This is a genomic window from Aureimonas sp. SK2 (assembly GCF_029813115.1).
Classification (GTDB): domain Bacteria; phylum Pseudomonadota; class Alphaproteobacteria; order Rhizobiales; family Rhizobiaceae; genus Aureimonas.
Window position 1 is genome coordinate 43,721 of record NZ_JAPZDS010000001.1, and the last position, 18,046, is coordinate 61,766.

Annotated in this window: 15 protein-coding genes; 10 read left to right on the forward strand and 5 right to left on the reverse strand. The window is 69.3% G+C overall.

The window, feature by feature from the left end; translation table 11 throughout:
- Window positions 1-7 precede the first annotated feature (7 nt).
- From O5O54_RS00220 to O5O54_RS00265, 10 genes are all read left to right on the forward strand, one after another.
- Window positions 8-292, forward strand: a complete 285-nt coding sequence (locus O5O54_RS00220; protein ID WP_279477581.1) for a PTS sugar transporter subunit IIB — start codon at window positions 8-10, stop codon at window positions 290-292.
- Window positions 293-528: 236 nt separating this feature from the next.
- Complete coding sequence (locus tag O5O54_RS00225; protein WP_279477583.1) at window positions 529-1,452, forward strand: D-alanine--D-alanine ligase; 924 nt, start codon at window positions 529-531, stop codon at window positions 1,450-1,452.
- Window positions 1,440-2,339: a cell division protein FtsQ/DivIB gene (locus O5O54_RS00230; protein ID WP_279477584.1), complete on the forward strand. Its 900-nt coding sequence runs from the start codon at window positions 1,440-1,442 to the stop codon at window positions 2,337-2,339. The genes O5O54_RS00225 and O5O54_RS00230 overlap by 13 nt, the downstream gene beginning before the upstream one ends.
- The gene (gene ftsA, locus O5O54_RS00235; protein WP_279477587.1) at window positions 2,336-3,664 is read left to right on the forward strand and encodes a cell division protein FtsA; all 1,329 of its coding nucleotides are present in this window, start codon (window positions 2,336-2,338) and stop codon (window positions 3,662-3,664) included. Before O5O54_RS00230 ends, ftsA begins: the two co-directional genes overlap by 4 nt.
- Window positions 3,665-3,777: 113 nt before the next feature.
- A complete protein-coding gene (ftsZ, locus tag O5O54_RS00240) occupies window positions 3,778-5,379 on the forward strand; it encodes a cell division protein FtsZ (protein ID WP_279477589.1) in 1,602 nt (533 codons plus the stop codon).
- Window positions 5,380-5,675: 296 nt separating this feature from the next.
- Window positions 5,676-6,617, forward strand: a complete 942-nt coding sequence (gene lpxC, locus O5O54_RS00245; protein ID WP_279477590.1) for a UDP-3-O-acyl-N-acetylglucosamine deacetylase — start codon at window positions 5,676-5,678, stop codon at window positions 6,615-6,617.
- Between the two features lie 139 nt (window positions 6,618-6,756).
- Entirely contained in the window at window positions 6,757-7,692 is a 936-nt protein-coding gene (locus O5O54_RS00250) for an outer membrane protein assembly factor BamD (protein ID WP_279477592.1), read from the forward strand.
- Between the two features lie 148 nt (window positions 7,693-7,840).
- Window positions 7,841-9,514, forward strand: a complete 1,674-nt coding sequence (gene recN, locus O5O54_RS00255; RefSeq protein ID WP_279477594.1) for a DNA repair protein RecN — start codon at window positions 7,841-7,843, stop codon at window positions 9,512-9,514.
- Between the two features lie 88 nt (window positions 9,515-9,602).
- On the forward strand, window positions 9,603-12,089 hold the full coding sequence (ligA, locus tag O5O54_RS00260) for an NAD-dependent DNA ligase LigA (RefSeq protein WP_279477596.1): 2,487 nt from the start codon (window positions 9,603-9,605) through the stop codon (window positions 12,087-12,089).
- A 193-nt stretch (window positions 12,090-12,282) separates the two neighbouring features.
- A complete protein-coding gene (locus tag O5O54_RS00265; RefSeq protein ID WP_279477598.1) occupies window positions 12,283-13,140 on the forward strand; it encodes a 3'-5' exonuclease in 858 nt (285 codons plus the stop codon).
- Window positions 13,141-13,208: 68 nt separating this feature from the next.
- Here the strand turns inward: O5O54_RS00265 and O5O54_RS00270 are convergent, their stop codons facing one another.
- The 5 genes from O5O54_RS00270 to O5O54_RS00290 all read right to left on the reverse strand — a co-directional run bounded on the left by O5O54_RS00270 (window position 13,209) and on the right by O5O54_RS00290 (window position 18,037).
- The gene (locus tag O5O54_RS00270; RefSeq protein WP_279477600.1) at window positions 13,209-14,207 is read right to left on the reverse strand and encodes a TIM44-like domain-containing protein; all 999 of its coding nucleotides are present in this window, start codon (window positions 14,205-14,207) and stop codon (window positions 13,209-13,211) included.
- A 138-nt stretch (window positions 14,208-14,345) separates the two neighbouring features.
- Window positions 14,346-15,884, reverse strand: coding sequence for a hypothetical protein (locus O5O54_RS00275; RefSeq protein ID WP_279477602.1), 1,539 nt, complete (start codon window positions 15,882-15,884; stop codon window positions 14,346-14,348).
- A gap of 10 nt (window positions 15,885-15,894) precedes the next feature.
- Window positions 15,895-16,302: a GtrA family protein gene (locus tag O5O54_RS00280; RefSeq protein WP_279477604.1), complete on the reverse strand. Its 408-nt coding sequence runs from the start codon at window positions 16,300-16,302 to the stop codon at window positions 15,895-15,897.
- A complete protein-coding gene (locus O5O54_RS00285; protein WP_279477606.1) occupies window positions 16,299-17,297 on the reverse strand; it encodes a glycosyltransferase family 2 protein in 999 nt (332 codons plus the stop codon). Before O5O54_RS00285 ends, O5O54_RS00280 begins: the two co-directional genes overlap by 4 nt.
- An 86-nt stretch (window positions 17,298-17,383) precedes the next feature.
- Complete coding sequence (locus tag O5O54_RS00290; protein ID WP_279477608.1) at window positions 17,384-18,037, reverse strand: DapH/DapD/GlmU-related protein; 654 nt, start codon at window positions 18,035-18,037, stop codon at window positions 17,384-17,386.
- Window positions 18,038-18,046: the final 9 nt, after the last annotated feature.

Consider the following 18,046-nt stretch of genomic DNA (forward strand, 5'->3'; position numbering starts at 1 on the left):
TACGACCATGCCACGCAAGACAGTGCTGATCGCATGCGGCACGGCCGTCGCCACGTCCACCGTCGTCGCGGTCGCCATCGAAGAGGCGATGGCGCAGCGCGGAATTCCCGTCGAGGTCCGGCAGTGCAAGGCGACGGAAGTTCGGGGGCTTGCCGCCGATGCCGACGTCATCGTCGCGACGACGCCGGTGCCTGACGACCTCGGACGCCCGACCTTCAAGGGCCTCCCGTTCCTCACGGGTATCGGGCGGGACAAGGTCCTGGACGAGATCGAGGCCGCTCTGCGCGGCTGACGCGTCCGCTACTTCCAACCCACCAATCGAGGACCGCCGACGGCCGAATGCCGTCGGCGGTCCTTTTCGCATGCGACGATGGCGCGGCGGGCGCGGGCGGTCGATTCCGAACCGTTAACGCCCTCTCTCCAAACGGCCTTACGATTTTCTTGATCCTGCCACGGTCGGTTAACCCCCGCTTAACCATCTCCGGGCGATGAATGGTCGCTGACCCGCAATGGATGGAATCCCGGTCTATGACCTCGCATGTCGCAGTGCTGTTCGGTGGCTTCTCGTCGGAAAGACCGGTGAGTCTTTCGTCGGGCAAGGCCTGCGCCGACGCGCTGGAGGCCGAGGGCTTCCGCGTTTCGCGCGTGGATGTCGGCCGAGACGTCGCGGCGGTGCTGCGGGACCTCGCGCCCGACGTCGCCTTCAACGCGCTGCACGGCCCGTTCGGCGAGGACGGCACCATCCAGGGCATCCTCGAATTCCTGCAGATCCCCTACACGCATTCGGGCGTCCTTGCCTCGGCCCTCGCCATGAACAAGGTGAAGGCCAAGACGATCGCCAAGGCGGCCGGCGTTCCGGTGGCCGAGCACAAGATCCTCGACCGCCGTGCGGTCGCCAAGTCCCATGTCATGGCGCCGCCCTATGTGGTGAAGCCGATCGCGGAGGGCTCGTCCTTCGGCGTCCTGATCGTGCGCGCCGACCAGGAGCACCCGCCCCAGCAGTTGCACGGGGCCGAGTGGACCTTCGGCGAGGAGGTGATGGTCGAGCGCTTCGTGCCGGGGCGCGAGCTGACCTGCGCGGTGATGGGCGACGTGGCACTGCCGGTCTGCGAGATCACGACCGAGGGCCACGCCTTCTACGACTACGATTCCAAGTACCTGCCGGGCGGCTCGCAGCACGTGATCCCGGCGCAGATTCCCGCCGCGATCGCCAAGCGCGTGCAGGAGGCGGCACTCGCCGCCCACCGCGCGATCGGCTGCCGGGGCGTGTCGCGCTCAGACTTCCGCTACGACGACCGCTTCGGCGACAAGGGCGAACTGGTCTGGCTGGAGGTCAACACCCAGCCCGGCATGACGCCGACCTCGCTCGTGCCCGACATCGCGAAGGTCGCCGGCCACTCGTTCGGCGAGCTCCTGTCCTGGATGGTGAGAGACGCCTCATGCGGTCGCTGAACGAGGCTTCGATGTTCGGGCGCGTGAGCCCCATCGTGATGCGGGTCCAGCGCCTCGGCCGGAAGGTCGTGGTGTGGATCAAGAACGCGCGCGAGATGCCGCTGCCGCGCTTCCGCACGATCGCGGCCGGGCTGCTCGGCTCGACCGCGATCTACGGCATGGTTCTGGGCAGCCACACGACGGCCGTGATCGATGCCGTCGCCGAGCCGCTGGGCCTCTCTATCGAGACGGTGGACGTCACCGGCTATTCGGAAACCAGCGAGATCGACGTTCTCCAGACGCTCTGGATGACGGGCGCGCAGACGCTGCCGGCGCTCGACCTCAAGGCGGCGCGCGAGGCGATCGAGGCGATGCCCTGGATCGAGAGCGCGACGATCGAGAAGGAATATCCGAACCGCGTGAAGATCGCGCTGGTGGAGAAGAAGCCCTTCGCGCTCTGGCAGCGGGACAAGGACCTCTGGATCGTCGACCACGAGGGCCGCGAGATCGTGCCCTATGCCACGACCCGCTTCACCGACCTGCCCTTCGTGGTGGGACCCGGCGCGGCGCACGAGGCGGCCGACATACTCGACAAGATGGCGCTCGTTCCCGAGCTCGATCAGCGCATCAAGGCCTATGTGCGCGTCGGCGACCGGCGCTGGGACCTGCGCCTCGACAACGGCGTCGTCATCCGCCTGCCGGAGCTCGATCCGATCGAGGCGGCCGCCACCGTGATGCGCATCGACCGCAACGAGGGCCTGCTCGCCCGCGACATCGTCTCGGTCGACATGCGCCTGTCCGACCGCATGGTGGTCAAGCTGACCCCCGCCGCCAAGACACGCTGGGACAAGGTTCTGAAGGAGCGCGACAAGCTCTGGAAGCAGGCCCAGAAGGAAAAGCCGGTATGAGCTTCTTCTCCAAGTCCACCGACGAACTGCCTCGGATCAAGAAGCCTTCGGACCGCCGCGTGCGCACCATCTCGGTGCTCGACGTCGGCTCCTCCAAGGTCACCTGCCTGATCGCCAAGCTGAAGCCGCGCCCCGAGAGCGAGGTCCTGCCGGGCCGCACGCACGTGGTCGAGGTCATCGGCATCGGCCACCAGCGCTCGCGCGGCGTGAAGTCGGGCGTCGTGGTCGATCTGGAAGCGGCGGAGAAGTCGATCCGCTACTGCGTCGATGCCGCCGAGCGCATGGCCGGACTGACGATCGAGTCGCTGATCGTCTCCGTCTGCGCCGGGCGTCTGAAGAGCCTGCGCGGCTCGGCCCAGACGACGGTGGAAGGCGGCGAGGTCGGCGAGCTGGACCTGAAGCGCGTCCTCAACCAGGCCGCCCGCCTGCCGCTGCGCGAGGGCCGTGTCGCGCTGCACCGCGTGCCGTTCGACCTGTCGCTCGACGGGGAGGGGAACCTCGAGAACCCCGTCGGCATGACGGGCTCCGAGCTCGGCGCGGAGCTCCATATCCTGTCGGCGGAGGAAACCCCGCTGCGCAATCTCGAAGCCGCGATCAACCGCGCGCATCTCGTGGTCGAGGCCTTCGTCGCGACCCCCTACGCCAGCGGTCTCTCGACGCTCGTGGACGACGAGGCGCTGATGGGCTCGGCCTGCATCGACATGGGCGCCGGGTCCACCACGATCTCGATCTTTCAGAACGGCCACTTCGCCTATGCCGACGCGGTGGCGCTCGGCGGGCACCACATCACCATGGACCTCGCGCGAGGCCTGTCGATCCGGCCCGAGCAGGCAGAGCGGCTGAAGGTCATGCACGGCAACGCGCTGCCGAGCCTGATGGCGGACGGCGAGACGGTGGCGGTCGCCCCGCTCGGCGACGAGGGCCACGAGCAGCCGGTGCAGGTGTCGCGCTCGCTGATCGCGCGCATCATCCGCCCGCGGGTGGAAGAGACGCTGGAGCTGATCCGCGACCGCCTGGCCGCCTCCAACCTCGGCCATGTCATCGGCAAGCGCGTGGTGCTGACCGGCGGCGCCAGCCAGCTCGCCGGCCTTTCGGACGCCGCCCGCGTGCTCCTGAACCGAAACGTGCGCCTCGGCCGCCCGGTCGGCGTCGCCGGCCTCTCCGCCTCCAACAAGAGCCCGGCCTTCGCCTCGGCGGTCGGTCTCCTGATCTACCCGCAGGTCGCGTCCATGGAACACGTTCCCGAGCAGTCGATGATCGACTTCGCGCTCGACCCGCGCACGCGCGTCGGCCGCTTCGGATCGTGGCTCCGGCAGAGCTTCTGACAAGCTTCGCGTGCGAAGCTCACTCACCCGAACCAAATCGGTGCGCGCCGCGCACTGGCTCCATGACCCCAAGGCCGCGCGGCGAACCGGCCCAGCTACATAAGGAAACCACGATGAGCATCACCCTGCAGAAGCCGGACATCACCGAGCTGAAGCCGCGGATCACCGTGTTCGGTGTGGGCGGCGGCGGCTGCAACGCCGTCAACAACATGATCAATGCCGGGCTCGAGGGCGTCGAGTTCGTGATCGCCAACACGGACGCGCAGGCTCTTCGTTCCTCGCGCGCCGAGCGCGTCATCCAGATGGGCGTCGCCGTCACCGAAGGCCTCGGCGCCGGTTCGCAGCCCGAGGTCGGCCGCGCGGCCGCCGAAGAGTCGCTGGACGAGATCTGCGACCACCTCCTCGGCTCGCACATGTGCTTCGTCACCGCCGGCATGGGCGGCGGCACGGGCACGGGCGCCGCGCCGGTCGTGGCGCGCGCCGCCCGCGAGAAGGGCATCCTGACGGTGGGCGTCGTCACCAAGCCGTTCCACTTCGAGGGCCAGCGCCGCCTGCGCATCGCCGAGCAGGGCATCGAGGAACTGCAGAAGAACGTCGATACGCTGATCGTCATTCCCAATCAGAACCTCTTCCGCATCGCCAACGACAAGACGACCTTCGCCGACGCCTTCGGCATGGCCGACCAGGTGCTCTATTCGGGCGTCGCCTGCATCACCGACCTGATGGTTAAGGAAGGCCTGATCAACCTCGACTTCGCCGACGTCCGTTCGGTGATGCGCGAGATGGGCAAGGCCATGATGGGCACGGGCGAGGCGTCCGGCGAGGGCCGCGCCATGGCCGCCGCCGAGGCCGCCATCGCCAACCCGCTGCTCGACGAGACCTCGATGAAGGGCGCCAAGGGCCTCCTCATCTCCATCACCGGCGGGCGTGACCTCACGCTCTTCGAGGTGGACGAGGCCGCGACCCGCATCCGCGAGGAAGTGGACCAGGACGCCAACATCATCCTCGGCGCGACCTTCGACGAGAGCCTGGAAGGCGTGATCCGCGTGTCCGTGGTCGCCACCGGCATCGACAAGGCCGCCATGGAAGTCTACGGCCACGCCGCCGAGACGCGCGCCGCCGCCGCGGTCGCCGCCCGCCCGGCCTTCCAGCCGGCTCCGGCTCCGGCGCCCGTCCAGGTGGCTGCGCCGGCTCCGGTCGCCGCGGCGCCCGCGCCCGCTCCGGCGGCTGCGGCTCCCGCGCCGACCTTCGCCCAGCCGGCCTATCAGCCGGCCCCAGCGATGGCCGACATGGAGGACGACTTCACCGCCGCCCTTGAGGCCGAGATCGCGCAGGTCACCCCGCGCGCCCCGGCGCCGCGCCAGCCTCTGCAGCAGCCCGTCCAGACCCGCATGCCGCGCGTGGAGGACTTTCCGCCCGTGGTCCAGGCCGAGATCGAACGCCGCAGCGCCGGTGCCGAGATGGCTGCCGACGACCGCGGTCCGATGAGCCTGATCCGCAAGCTGACCTCGGGCCTGTCGCGCCGCGAGGAGGACGAGGCGGTGCTGGCCGACCCCGTCCGTCCGGCCGCTTCGCGCCGTCCGGCCGACGCCAGCCCCTACGCGCCGCGCCGTCAGGCCGCCGACTCCGCGGCCCGTCCGCAGAGCCAGGTCCGTCAGCCGAGCGAGGAAGATCAGCTCGAAATCCCGGCCTTCCTGCGCCGCCAGTCGAACTGACGGTCACAAACTCACCGCCGTTTGGAACGGCCCGCCCTCGCAAGAGGGCGGGCCGTCTTCGTTAACAGGCTGATTTCGCTATGATAAATGAAGGGTTAAGGCGCTTTCCGGTAACACTGGGTAAGAAAGCGTGATTTGGCCTCAATTGGCCCGAGACCTAAATTTTGTGACAGGTTCAAGGACTTCGCGTGCGCCCTCGGGTTCCGCTGTCGGATCTTCGGAAGCCGGGAAGAGTTCTCCTGCCGCTTGAGCGACTGCGGTCGCCCGCGGCGGGTCGGTATAAGGATGAGTAGCACGTGGTCAACCAGCACACGATCGGAGCGCGCATCGGTTTCGAGGGCGTGGGGGTTCACAGCGGCACGCTGGTCGAACTGTCCCTCCACCCGGCCGAGCCCGACACCGGCATCGTGTTCCACGTCTTCGAGGCCTCGGGCCTCGTTCACGAGATCGCCGCCGTTTCCGGCAACGTGACCTCGACGGACCTGTCCACCATCGTCGGCGACCGCCGTGGCGCGCATGTCGCCACGATCGAACACATCATGGCGGCGCTCTATGCGATGGACGTCGACAATGTCGTGGTCCAGATCGACGGCAACGAAATCCCGATCATGGACGGCGGTTCGGACGTCTTCGTGCGCGCCATCGAGGCGGCCGGCCTCGTCGCCCAGCGCGCCGCGCGCCGGTTCATCAAGGTCCTGAAGCCCGTCCGGGTCGAACTGAACGGCGGCTTCGCCGAGTATCGCCCCTACGAGGGCACGCGCTTCGAGGTGGAGATCGACTTCGCCACCACGGCCATCGGCCGTCAGCGCTTCAGCGCCGACCTGACGCCCGCCCTGTTCCGCGACGAGCTTGCCCGCGCGCGCACCTTCGGCTTCATGAAGGACGTCGAGCGTCTCTGGGCCTCGGGCCATGCGCTCGGTTCCTCGCTCGAGAACTCGGTGGTGATCGGCGACGACGACCGCGTCATCAACCCGGCCGGCCTGCGCTACCCCGACGAGTTCGTGCGTCACAAGGTGCTCGACGCCGTGGGCGACCAGGCCCTGGCCGGCGCGCGCGTACTCGGCTGCTACCGCTCCTACAAGGGCGGGCACCGGCTGAACGCCATGGCGCTCCAGGCTCTGCTGGCCGATCCCAGCGCCCATGCGCTGGTCGAAGTATCCGGGCGCCGGGCCGAGCCGGCCCGTCAGGCTGGCATGGCCGCGATGGCGGTTCCCGCCCTCGGCCCCCAGGTCCTCTGACCCAGCCCCACCTCGAAAAGTCTTAAAAAAGGCGCCTTGGCCTGTCGTGAAGCGTTGTCGCGATGCGGGACCTTGGCTAGGAAGGTGTCCCGCACGGGCCGCTGACGCACGCACGGGTAAGCCAGGGGGAACGAGTTCGATGGGAATCAAGATGCCGCTGACCGGCCGCCTTTCGGTCGTGCCGATGGCACTGGCCGTCGCCACGTCCAGCCTTCTCCTCTCCGGCTGCATGTCCTCCAAGGACAACGACATCGACGCCCTGGCGCTGGCGTCGCAGACCGAGCCGGCCGACGTCCTTTATAACCAGGGCCTCGCCAACCTGGAGAACGGCCGGCTCAAGGAGGCCGCCGCCAAGTTCGAGGCGATCGACCGCCAGCATCCCTATTCCGAATTTGCCCGCAAGGCGCTGGTGATGCGCGCCTTCGCGAGCTACCGCACCGGCGACTACGACGAGGCCGTCGCCTCGGCCCGCCGTTACCTGTCGCTTTATCCGGGCTCGGACGACGCGGCCTACGCGCAGTACATCATCGGCCTGTCCTACTTCCGCCAGATGCCGGACGTGACGCGCGACCAGACCGACACCGGCCGCGCCGTCCAGGCGATGCAGGAGGTCGTGGACCGCTATCCCGATTCGGAATACGCCGAGGACGCGCGCACCAAGCTGCGCATCGCCAAGGACCAGCTCGGCGGCAAGGAGATGCAGGTCGGCCGCTACTATCAGGAGCGCCGCGAGTACATCGCCGCGATCAACCGCTTCAAAAACGTGGTCGACACCTATCCCGACACGCGGCATGTCGAGGAGGCGCTGGCGCGCCTGACCGAGAGCTACTACGCGATGGGCCTGACCCAGGAAGCGCAGGCCTCGGCTTCGGTGCTCGGGCAGAACTTCCCCGAGTCGCAGTGGTACAAGGACTCCTACGCCCTTCTCCAGTCGAACGGCCTTCAGCCGCGCCAGGGCGGCCCGACCTCCTGGTTCTCGAACGCCACGCGCGCCATCACCGGCGCCGACCGCACGCCGGCCGGCGACCGCGCCCAGGCCGAACGCACGGTGCTCAACCCGCCCGCGCGGGGCTGATCACGACAATGAGTGGGAAAAGGCCGGCCTCGCCCGGCCTTTTTTCGTGTCGGGGATAGGCTGGCGACGTCCGCCCTTCTCAAGGGGCAGAGGCGTCCATATCTTCGCGATTGCCATTCTGCCCGAGCCGGTCTAGCCCTCTTCCCGCATGCTTGTTCACCTTTCGATCCGCGACATCGTCCTCATCGACCGGCTCGACCTCGCGTTGAACGACGGCCTGTCGGTGCTCACCGGCGAGACCGGCGCCGGCAAGTCGATCCTGCTCGACGCCCTGTCGCTCGCGCTCGGCGGGCGGGGGGACGGCGGTCTCGTGCGCCATGGGTCGAAGCAGGGCGAGGTCTCGGCCGTGTTCGACCTGCCGGCCGCGCACCCGGCCCGGCGGCTCCTGACCGACAACGGCTTCGACGACGACGGCGACCTGATCCTCCGCCGCGTGCAGAGCGCGGACGGGCGCACGCGCGTCTTCATCAACGACCGGCCCTCGAGCGTCGGCCTGATGAAGGAGGTCGGCGCCACTCTGGTCGAGATCCACGGCCAGCACGACGACCGCGCGCTGGTGGACCCCGAGGCGCACCGGCTGCTTCTGGACGAATATGGCGGGCTGACGCTGGAGGCGATGGCCGTCGCGCGTGCGCACGACGACTGGCGCCGCGCCGAGAACGAGCTGGCGCGCCACCGGGCCCGCGTCGAGGCCGCCGCGCGCGAGGCCGACTTCCTGCGCGCATCGGTGGAGGAACTGTCCGAACTCTCGCCGATCGCCGGCGAGGAGGAGGAACTCGCCGAAGAGCGCCAGCGGATGATGCGCTCGGAGAAGATCGCGACCGACGTCAACGATGCCAACGAGGAGCTTTCGGGTCCGGCCTCGCCAATCCCGGGCCTCGCCAGCCTCCTGCGACGGCTGGATCGCAAGAAGGACGAACTGCCCGGCCTCCTTGACGAGGCGATCGAGCGGCTGGAGGCAGGTCTCGACGCGCTGTCTGACGCGCAGATGAGCCTGCAGGGCGCGCTGCGCACGCTGGAGTTCGACCCCCGCGCGCTGGAGAAGTGCGAGGAGCGCCTCTTCGCGCTGCGCGCCGCAGGGCGCAAGTACAACGTGCCGGTGGACGACCTCGCCGACCTCACGGCCAAGATGGTGGGCGATCTCGCCGAGCTCGACGCCGGCGAGGAGCGCCTCGGCCATCTCGAAGCCGAGGTCGTCGCAAGGCGCGAGACCTTCGACAGGCTGGCCGCCGATCTCTCCGCCAAGCGGCACGAGACCAAGCAGGATCTCGAAGCCGCCGTGATGGGCGAGCTGCCCGACATGAAGCTGGAGCGCGCCGCCTTCATCGTGGAGATCGCGACCGATCCGTCTTCGCGAACGAGCGCCGGCATCGACACGGCCGAGTTCTGGGTTCGCACCAATCCGGGCACGCGCGCCGGACCGATGATGAAGGTCGCGTCCGGCGGCGAGCTGTCGCGCTTCCTTTTGGCGCTAAAGGTGGTGCTGGCCGACAAGGGGTCGGCGCCGACGCTGGTCTTCGACGAGATCGACACGGGCGTCGGTGGCGCGGTGGCCGATGCGATCGGGCGCCGGCTCGCGCGGCTGGCCTCGCGGGTTCAGGTCCTCTCGGTGACCCATGCGCCGCAAGTGGCCGCGCGCGCGACGACGCATCTCCTGATCTCCAAGGCGGAAGTCGTGCCGGGCGACGAGCGCCTCTCCACGCGCGTTGCGACCATCGACGTCTCGGCGCGGCGCGAGGAGATCGCCCGCATGCTGGCCGGCGACATCGTGACCGACGAGGCGCGCGCAGCCGCCGCGCGGCTGATCGGTCATCCAGGCTGACAGTCGCGACCGGGTGCGGGATTTTTCGGCCGGCTGCGCCAGAATCGGTGTACCCGCGTCCCTGTTCCCGTTTCAGCCGAGCCATCCCATGTCCGACCCTTCCGACCTCGACGCGATGACCCCCGACCAGGCGGCGGCCGAGCTGGAGCGGCTGGCAGCGGAGATGGCCGAGCACGACCGGCGCTACTACGAGGACGACGCGCCCACGGTCACCGACGCCGAGTACGATGCGCTGAGGAAGCGCAACGCGGCGATCGAGGCGCGCTTTCCCGACCTCGTCCGCGCGGACTCTCCGGCGAAGAAGGTTGGCGCCGCGCCGTCGGCCAAGTTCGCCAAGATCCGGCACGCCGTGCCGATGCTCTCGCTCGACAACGCCTTTTCCGACGAGGACGTGGCCGACTTCGCGCGGCGCGTTCGCCGGTTCCTCGGCCTGTCCGAAGAGGCCGGCCTCGCGATCACGGCCGAGCCGAAGATCGACGGCCTGTCGCTCTCGCTGCGCTACGAGAAGGGCCGGCTGATGTCGGCCGCGACGCGCGGCGACGGGCAGGTGGGCGAGGACGTGACCGCCAACGCGCGCACCTTGGACGATATCCCGGATCGACTGAAGGGGTTCGCACCGGACGTCTTCGAGGTGCGAGGCGAGGTCTACATGACCCATGCCGACTTCGCCGCCCTCAACGCGCGGCTCCTGGCCGAGGCCGGCGAAGGCGAGGGGGCGAAGGCGGCACGCCAGTTCGCCAACCCGCGCAACGCCGCCGCCGGGTCGCTGCGCCAGAAGGACGCCAAGGTCACGGCGCAGCGCCCTTTGCGCTTCTTCGCCTATGCCTGGGGCGAGACGAGCGAGCTGCCGGGCCAGACCCAGACCGAGGTCGTCGCGGCGCTCCAGGCCATGGGCTTCCAGACCAACACCGTGCCGCAGTTCGGCAAGCCGGAGCCGCTGATGAAGCGGTTGGAGACCGTGGACGGCCTGATCGAGCACTACCGCCGCATTGAGGCCGAGCGCGCGGGGCTCGGCTACGACATCGACGGCGTCGTCTACAAGGTGGACGACCTCGACAGCCAAGCCGAGCTCGGCTTCGTGTCGCGCGCGCCGCGCTGGGCGATCGCGCACAAGTTCTCGGCCGAGCAGGCGACGACGACCGTGGAGGAGATCGTCATCAATGTCGGGCGCACCGGCAAGCTCGCGCCGCTCGCCAAGCTCAAGCCGGTGACGGTCGGCGGCGTCGTGGTCTCCAACGTGACGCTGCACAACGAGGACTACGTCGCCGGGCGCGACGCCGACGGCCAGCCGATCCGCGGCGGGCGGGACGTGCGGATCGGCGACACGGTGGTGATCCAGCGCGCGGGCGACGTGATCCCGCAGGTGGTGGACGTCGTGATCGAGAAGCGTCCGGCGGGTGCCGTGCCCTTCCGCTATCCCGATCATTGCCCGATCTGCGGCTCCAAGGCCGAGCGCGAGATCAACCCGCGCACCGGGCGGCTGGATTCGGTGCGTCGCTGCACGGCGGCCATGACCTGCCCGGCGCAGGCCAAGGAAGGGCTGAAGCATTTCGTCTCCCGCAACGCCTTCGATATCGAGGGGCTGGGGGAGACCTTCGTCGAGGAGCTGTTCGACGCCGGGCTCCTGCGCCAGCCGGCCGACATCTTCCGCCTCGAGTTCGATCGCCTGCGCGAGGCGATCGAGGCGCGGCGTCGCGCGCTCGCGGAAGCTCGGCGGCAGGCGGAGGGCAAGACCGAGCCGGTGAAGCCCGCCAAGAAGGCGGAGACGACCAAGGCGATCGACAACCTTCTTGCCGCCATCGAGGCGCGCAAGACCGTCGCGCTCGACCGCTTCATCTTCGCGCTCGGCATCCCCGAGATCGGCGAAAGCTCGGCCAAGGCGCTGGCCCGTCATTTCGAGGACGTGCCGGCCTTTGTCGCAGGCATTCTCGCCGCGCGGGACGGCCAGCCCGGCGAGGACTGGGCCGAACTCAGCGCGCTGCGCACGGTTGGCGGCACGACCTTCGAGCGGCTGATGGCGGTGGACGAGGCGAAGCTCGCCGATCCCGACTGGAAGCCGCTCCGCGATCCCGATCTCGGCCTCAAGGCCAACCAGCGGGTCGTCCTGCGCGAGCGCTACGGCGAGGAAGGTGAGGGCTTCGCCGAGGCGTTGCGCCGCGCCAAGGCGGGGGCGCCAGGCGACGCCTTCCTGAAACTCACGCGCGACAGCGACATCGGCACGGTCGCCACCCTATCGCTGATCCATTTCTTCGACGAGAAGCACAACCGCGAGGCAGTCGAGGCGCTGATCGAGGCCGGCGTCTCCACGACCAACGAGCGCGCCGCGCCGCCGCCGGCCTCGTCGCCCGTCAACGGCAAGACGGTGGTCTTCACCGGGACGCTGGAGCGGATGACGCGCGTGGAGGCCAAGGAGACGGCCGAGCGGCTGGGTGCCAAGGTATCCGGCTCGGTGTCGAAGAAGACGGATCTCGTGGTGGCCGGACCCGGCGCGGGCTCCAAGCTCGCCGACGCCCAGAAGCACGGCGTGAAGGTGATCTCCGAGGACGAATGGCTTGCCTTGATCGGGCAAGCCTGATTCAACCGGGGACAACAGAGTGCCTGACAGGACCTTGCGGGGTCGGTCTGCCGGGTCTTTGCCGCCTTGGCGTCGTCGCCGATGCTTTCCGATGCGCCGCATCGGCTGCGCTCGGCTTCCAGCCCCGACGACAAACTCCTCGTCACCCCTCCGCCCGCAAGATTCTTTCAGGCACTCCCATCCCCGGAATGCCATGACCGTCGTCGCCCTCGATTTCGAGACCGCCAACCAGAGCCCCGACAGCGCCTGCGCGATCGGCCTCGCCTTCGTGGAGGGCGACAGGGTCACGCGGCGCTTCCACACGCTGATCCGCCCGCCCGAGCTGCGCTTCGACTGGGGCAATATCCGCGTTCACGGCATCCGGCCGGAGGACGTGCTCGACGCGCCAAGCTTCGCCGATGTCTGGGAAGAGCTCGGCGACGTGTTCGACGGGGCGCTGGTACTGGCGCACAACGCCTCGTTCGACATGAACGTCCTGAAGCGCACAGCCGCCCATTACGGCCTCGCGCTGCCGGCGTTCCGCTCGTTCTGCACCGTCTCCATGGCGCGGCGGCTCTGGCCGGAGGCGCCGAGCAAGAGGTTGTCCGCGCTGGCCGAGCGCTTCGCCATCGACTTCCGCCATCATCATGCCGGAGAGGACGCCTTCGTCTGCGCGACGATCGCGCTGGAGGGCGTGCGCCACGCCGGCGCGCGGAACGTCGTGGACCTCGCCGAGACGACCGGGCTCGCCAAGCCCGTTGCCGCCAGCGCGCCACCGCGGGCTGGCGGGATCGCCGCCCGGGCGCTGGCGGCGCGCGGCGTTGCGGGGGCGAGCAGCCTGCGCTTTCGCATCGCCGGCAGCCGGGGCACGCCCTACGAGATCGAGGCGGTGCGCGGCGCGCGGGGCGACATGCGTCTCGCCTGCACCTGCCCGGCGTCGCGCTTTCGGGCCGATTGCAAGCACCGTGCGGCGCTGCGGCTCGGCGATCTCAGCGCCGTGGTCGGGCTGACGCCGGACATCGAGGAAGTCCTCGGACGGCTCTTCCGCGCTCCGGTTCGCGGCGCGGCCTGAACAAACGAAAAGGCCCGCCGATCCTCTGGGATCGACGGGCCGATGGTGTGCCGTTCGGGGGAAGGCGATCAGGCTTCCTGGATCGCCGAGAGCTTCCATTCGTCCTTGAAGTCGCGCAGGAAGGTCCAGACCTCGGTGGATTCCACCGGCGCCGTGCCGCCTTCCTTGATCTCGCCGGTCTCGCGATCGCGGACGGTCTCGACCATCGAGTAGCGCATGGCGACGGTCGCATATTCGCGCGAGCCTTCCTTCCAGCTCTCGGCGACGTCGCCCTGAAGCAAGGTCACATCGCGCGCCTCGACGCGGATGCCCTTGGAAGCGTTGGTCGCCAGTTCCTCGGACAGGTAGGAGGCGACTTCCGGCGTCGTGATCTCGCGGAGCTTGGCGTAGTCCTCGCGGCTGAACGCGTCCTGCAGCGTCTGGAGGCGGTTCTCGAAGATGTCGAGGTCGGCCGCCGTGATGCGAAGCTGGTCGACGCCGGCCGCCGTCGGGGCGGCCGCGGCCTGCGGGCCGGTGTAGCCGCGCGCGCTGGCCGCCTGGCCGGCCTGCGGGCCGCGTTGGCCGAGGCCCTCGTACATCGTCCGGTTGCCGCCCTCGTTCGGACGCCCGCCGGCCATGGCCGTCTGCCCTTCCGAGCGGCGACGGAACATGCGGATCACGAACCACACCAGGAGACCGATCAACAGGCCCTGGACGAGGAGGCCGAGCATGCCCGCTAGTCCACCGAAGCCCGTGCCCATGAGGAGGCCGAAGAGGCCGCCGATCAGGAGACCGCGCATCAGTGCGCCGCCGAAGCCGCCGCCGAAGAGGCCGGAGCGTGCGCCGGGGCGCGCGGCGGCCGCGGCGCCGGCCGCCGGTGCGGCCGTGCTCGGCGAGGTCATGGAACGCTGCACGGGCGCCGCTGCGGGGGCCGTGTTCGTCGGCGGCGCGGACTGGTAGGTGCGCGCGCCGCGGCTTCCGAAGCTGCCACCGCGGCGCGCCTCGGCGTAGTCCACCGCTGCCAGCGAGAAGGTCAGCGCCAGCACGCTCATTAGAGCGAGGCCGCGCGTCTTGGCGGAGGTGCCCATGGGTTCGATCCTTCCGGAATGCCGCTTTTCGTCGGACCTCATATAGGAGGGCGCCGGTACGGCATGGAAGGATTCGACCCCGATCCGGACGGGCAGGGCGATCACAAGTTCGACAGGCTATCGTGCGGCGAGGCGCTCTCAGACGGGCGGGCAGGCCAGGGGGCCGGGACCCGCGCCCGCGATGCGGACCTCCGGCTTGCCGAAGAAGCGGGCGAGGTAGCGCGCATTGGGCGGCATGTCGGGACCGAGGACATAGGTGCCGTCCACCATGATGTGCTGCCAGCAGACGAAGCGCCCCGTCATCGGCACGAAGACCATGGAGGAACCGGGCGCCAGGCCCGCGTCCCAATTGGCCTCGGTCTGCGCGAGGCGCGCGCCGTAGGTCCTGTAGTCTTCCGCCAAGGCGTCGAAGGTCTTGGCGCCGTTGAGGCCGGCAGCCGAGGCGAGAGCCACGGGGGCGGCGAGCGTCCAGCGGCTTGCGCGCCGGCCGGTCGGCTCGTGGCGCCGCCAGCCCGCGGCGATCCAGGCGAGGCAGACCACGGCGAGCGCGACCATCGGATAGCGCGTCGCCGCATGGCGGCTGCAGCAATCTGCACCGAACTGGTAGAAGCCGGCAAAGAGCGACAGGAAGGCCGCGCCGACCAGCGCGACGGCGATGGCCGCGACGCGCACCGGCATCTCCGGGGCACGCGAGCGCCCGATCGCGCGGAAGATGCCGAAGGCGCCAAGCGCCAGCAGCGGCAGGATCAAGGCTCCATAGTCCAGGGCGTCGGACAGGTGGATCCCCTTGGCCGCCGAAAGCACCTCGTGCGGAAAGGCTTCCAGCGATGCCTGGAGGCCGATCGACGGACGATGGGCCACGGCCTTGTCACCGAAGGTCTCGAGCGTGGTGCCCAGTCGCTTCGAGGCGAGCATCAGGATGACGCCGAGACCGGCCGCGAGCGGAAAGGCGAACTCGGCATCGCGGCGCCGCAGGAGAGGATCGCCCCGACGGGCGGGCCAAAGCAGCATCGCAGCGAGCGTCGCGCCGGCATAGGCGGCCGCGAAGGTGGCGCCGACCTCCGACGAAAGGGCCGCCACGACCCCGGCGGCGGCGTTGCCCCAGCGGAGGCGGGACAGGTCGTCTGCGGTCGTGAATAGGTTGGACAGGACGAGATAGGCGATGGCGGCGATCGTCGGTACGTAGGCGACGGCGCCCTGCGTCCAGTAGAAGACTTCGTCCACCCGGCGCCCGCCGAGAAAGAGGGCGAGAAGCGTGGATACCAGCGCCGAGGCGAGAAGGAGTTCCCTCCCGCCGAAGCGGCGCTGCGGAAACACCGCCGCCGCCATCGCGATGCCAAGACCCAGCCAGAGAAGGGCGAGGAACGGCGCGATCAACTGCCGCTCCGTCAGGAAGCCGGCCTGCGCGTAGAGGTAGAGGAGCACTTCCGAGAGGGGGCGGAAGCTCCAGTTGATCGTGCGATGCCGGAGATAGCCGAGCCCGTGCTCCCGGAAGAAGGCGAACGTGTCCCATTCGTCGGCCCGCCATTCGCCGAGCGGGATCAGCGCGGCATAGGCGGCGATCCACGCGAGGGCGAAGGCGATGCAGGCGATCGGCAGCAGGAGGGCGGCGGGGCGGCTTGCGGGGCTAGGAATGTAGCGTGGATCCCGGGCGGTTCGTTCGAAGAGCGATGGCAAGAGACGGCCCTCAGGTCTTGGGACGCCCGGCCCCTTCGTCGAAGGACCAGCGCGCGTTGAGCACGAATGTGGCGAAGAGGCAGACGAGGGTGGCCGCGACCTGCGCCGCCAGCGGATGCCAGCCGGCCCACTGGTGAAGGATTGCGACGATCAGGAGGTTGAGCGCGAGGCCGAGCGCAGCCACGCCGAAGAAGCGGGGCGCGGCCTCGCAGTGCGGGCGCTGCGAGGCGAAGGTGACGGCATAGTTCAGCGCATAGTTGACGAGGGCGCCGAGCACGTATCCCGCCAGGGACGCAAGAAGGACGGCGGCGTCGAGCGCCAGCAGCGCGACGAACAGGAGATAGTGCGCCAGCGTCCCGGAGGCGCCGACCAAGGCATAGAGAATGAAGCGGGTCGGGAACCAGGCGGGAAGGGTCATCGCGGTTCCGGCGGCTGGTCGCCGCCGTAGCGGGCGCGCACGAAGTAGAGGGGGCGGCGCTTCGATTCCATGTAGATCCGGCCGACATACTCGCCGATCATGCCCATGCCCATCATCTGGAGTCCGCCGAAAAGCAGGATCAGCACGGCGAGCGAGGCGTAGCCGGGCACGTCGACGCCGAGGATCAGGGTGCGGACGGCGATCGCGGCGGCATAGAGGAGGGCTCCGGCTGCGACCAGGAACCCGGCATAGGTCCAGATGCGGAGCGGCAGCGTGGAGAAGCTGGTGATGCCCTCAAGCGCGAAGTTCCAGAGCTTCCAGCCCGAGAACTTCGACCTTCCCGCCGCGCGCGGCCGCCTCGTATAGTCGACGCTCGTGGTGCGGAAGCCCGCCCAGGCGAAGAGCCCCTTCATGAAGCGGCAGCTTTCGGGCATGGCGTTCAGCGCATCCACCACGCGCCGGTCCATCAGCCGGAAGTCGCCTGCGTTCTCAGGCAGGTCGATGTCGGTCAGCCGGCCGTGAAGGCGATAGAAGGCGTTGGCGGTCTCGCGCTTGAGAAAGCCGTCGCTGGAGCGGTCGACGCGCCGCGCGATCACCACCTCGAAGCCCTCGCGCCACCGCTCCGTCAGGAGGGGAATGAGGTCGGGCGGATCCTGGAGATCGGCGTCGAAGGGGATCACGGCGTCGCCGCGCGCTTCCGCGAGACCCGCGGATAGCGCGGCCTCCTTGCCGAAGTTGCGCGACAGGTCGATCACGCGCACTGCCGGATCAAGGCGCGCTTCGGCCGCGAGAAGGGGCAGGGTGCCGTCCGTGCTGCCGTCGTTGACGAAGACGAACTCGAAGCGGATGCCGGGAACGCTGCCGAGGATCGGACGCAGCTCCGCGAGGAACAGGGGCAGCACCTCTTCCTCGTTGAAGCAGGGCACGACGAGCGACACGAGCGGGGTCCGCGCGACGTCCGTCCCACCATGCCGAAGGCTGCCCGTCTCGCTCACGTCGTTTCCATCTCCTTGAAATCCGAGGGTCGAACGTCCTTGTCATTTTGCAATGCAACACGGCAAACGAAAAGTGGTAGGCGGGTTCAGCCCGCTTCGGTTTCCCAGCGGGCGAGGAAGTGCTCGGGCGAGAGCGCCTGCATGTCGGGGATGGCGTCGAAGAGCTTGGGCTTCGGCCAGTCCCACCAGGCGAGCGCGAGGAACCGGTCGGCCAGGGCCGGTGCGAAGCGGTCGCGCAGTTTTCGGGCCGGGACGCCGACGACGACCGTGTAGGGGGCGACGTCGCGCGTGACCACCGCGCCGGCCCCGATCACCGCGCCGGAGCCGACGCTCACGCCCGGAAGAAGGATGGCGCCATGGCCGATCCAGACGTCGTGGCCGACGGTGACGGCGCGGGCGAGGCGCCGCTCGCGGAAGGCGTCGTCCACGCCGTGCCAGCGGAAATACTCGTTAGGCCGATAGCTGATCTTGTGGGTCGTCACCCGTTCGATCGGATGTTCCAGCGCGTTGATGCGCACCTGGGCGGCGATCGAGCAGAACTTCCCGATCGTCGCGTGCGTCGCCTCGCCGCCGCGCTCGAAATAGGAATAGTCGCCGACCGAAACGTCTCGCAGCACGACGCGCGGGCCGATGTCGCAATGACGGCCGAGGCGGCTTCCCTTCAGCTCGGCGCTCGGGTGGATGCGCGGCTCGTCCGGCCGGAACCGCAGGTCGTCGCTCTCCGCCTCGCCGTCCGTCATGTCCTGGCC

Excerpts from the sequence above, each read along its gene's own strand:
- O5O54_RS00220 (WP_279477581.1), top strand. The coding sequence starts at position 8 with ATGCCACGCAAGACAGTGCTGATCGCATGCGGCACGGCCGTCGCCACG.
- O5O54_RS00225 (WP_279477583.1), top strand. The coding sequence starts at position 529 with ATGACCTCGCATGTCGCAGTGCTGTTCGGTGGCTTCTCGTCGGAAAGA.
- O5O54_RS00230 (WP_279477584.1), top strand. The coding sequence starts at position 1,440 with ATGCGGTCGCTGAACGAGGCTTCGATGTTCGGGCGCGTGAGCCCCATC.
- ftsA (WP_279477587.1), top strand. The coding sequence starts at position 2,336 with ATGAGCTTCTTCTCCAAGTCCACCGACGAACTGCCTCGGATCAAGAAG.
- ftsZ (WP_279477589.1), top strand. The coding sequence starts at position 3,778 with ATGAGCATCACCCTGCAGAAGCCGGACATCACCGAGCTGAAGCCGCGG.
- O5O54_RS00250 (WP_279477592.1), top strand. The coding sequence starts at position 6,757 with ATGGGAATCAAGATGCCGCTGACCGGCCGCCTTTCGGTCGTGCCGATG.
- recN (WP_279477594.1), top strand. The coding sequence starts at position 7,841 with ATGCTTGTTCACCTTTCGATCCGCGACATCGTCCTCATCGACCGGCTC.
- ligA (WP_279477596.1), top strand. The coding sequence starts at position 9,603 with ATGTCCGACCCTTCCGACCTCGACGCGATGACCCCCGACCAGGCGGCG.
- O5O54_RS00265 (WP_279477598.1), top strand. The coding sequence starts at position 12,283 with ATGACCGTCGTCGCCCTCGATTTCGAGACCGCCAACCAGAGCCCCGAC.
- O5O54_RS00270 (WP_279477600.1), bottom strand. The coding sequence starts at position 14,207 with ATGGGCACCTCCGCCAAGACGCGCGGCCTCGCTCTAATGAGCGTGCTG.
- O5O54_RS00280 (WP_279477604.1), bottom strand. The coding sequence starts at position 16,302 with ATGACCCTTCCCGCCTGGTTCCCGACCCGCTTCATTCTCTATGCCTTG.
- O5O54_RS00290 (WP_279477608.1), bottom strand. The coding sequence starts at position 18,037 with ATGACGGACGGCGAGGCGGAGAGCGACGACCTGCGGTTCCGGCCGGAC.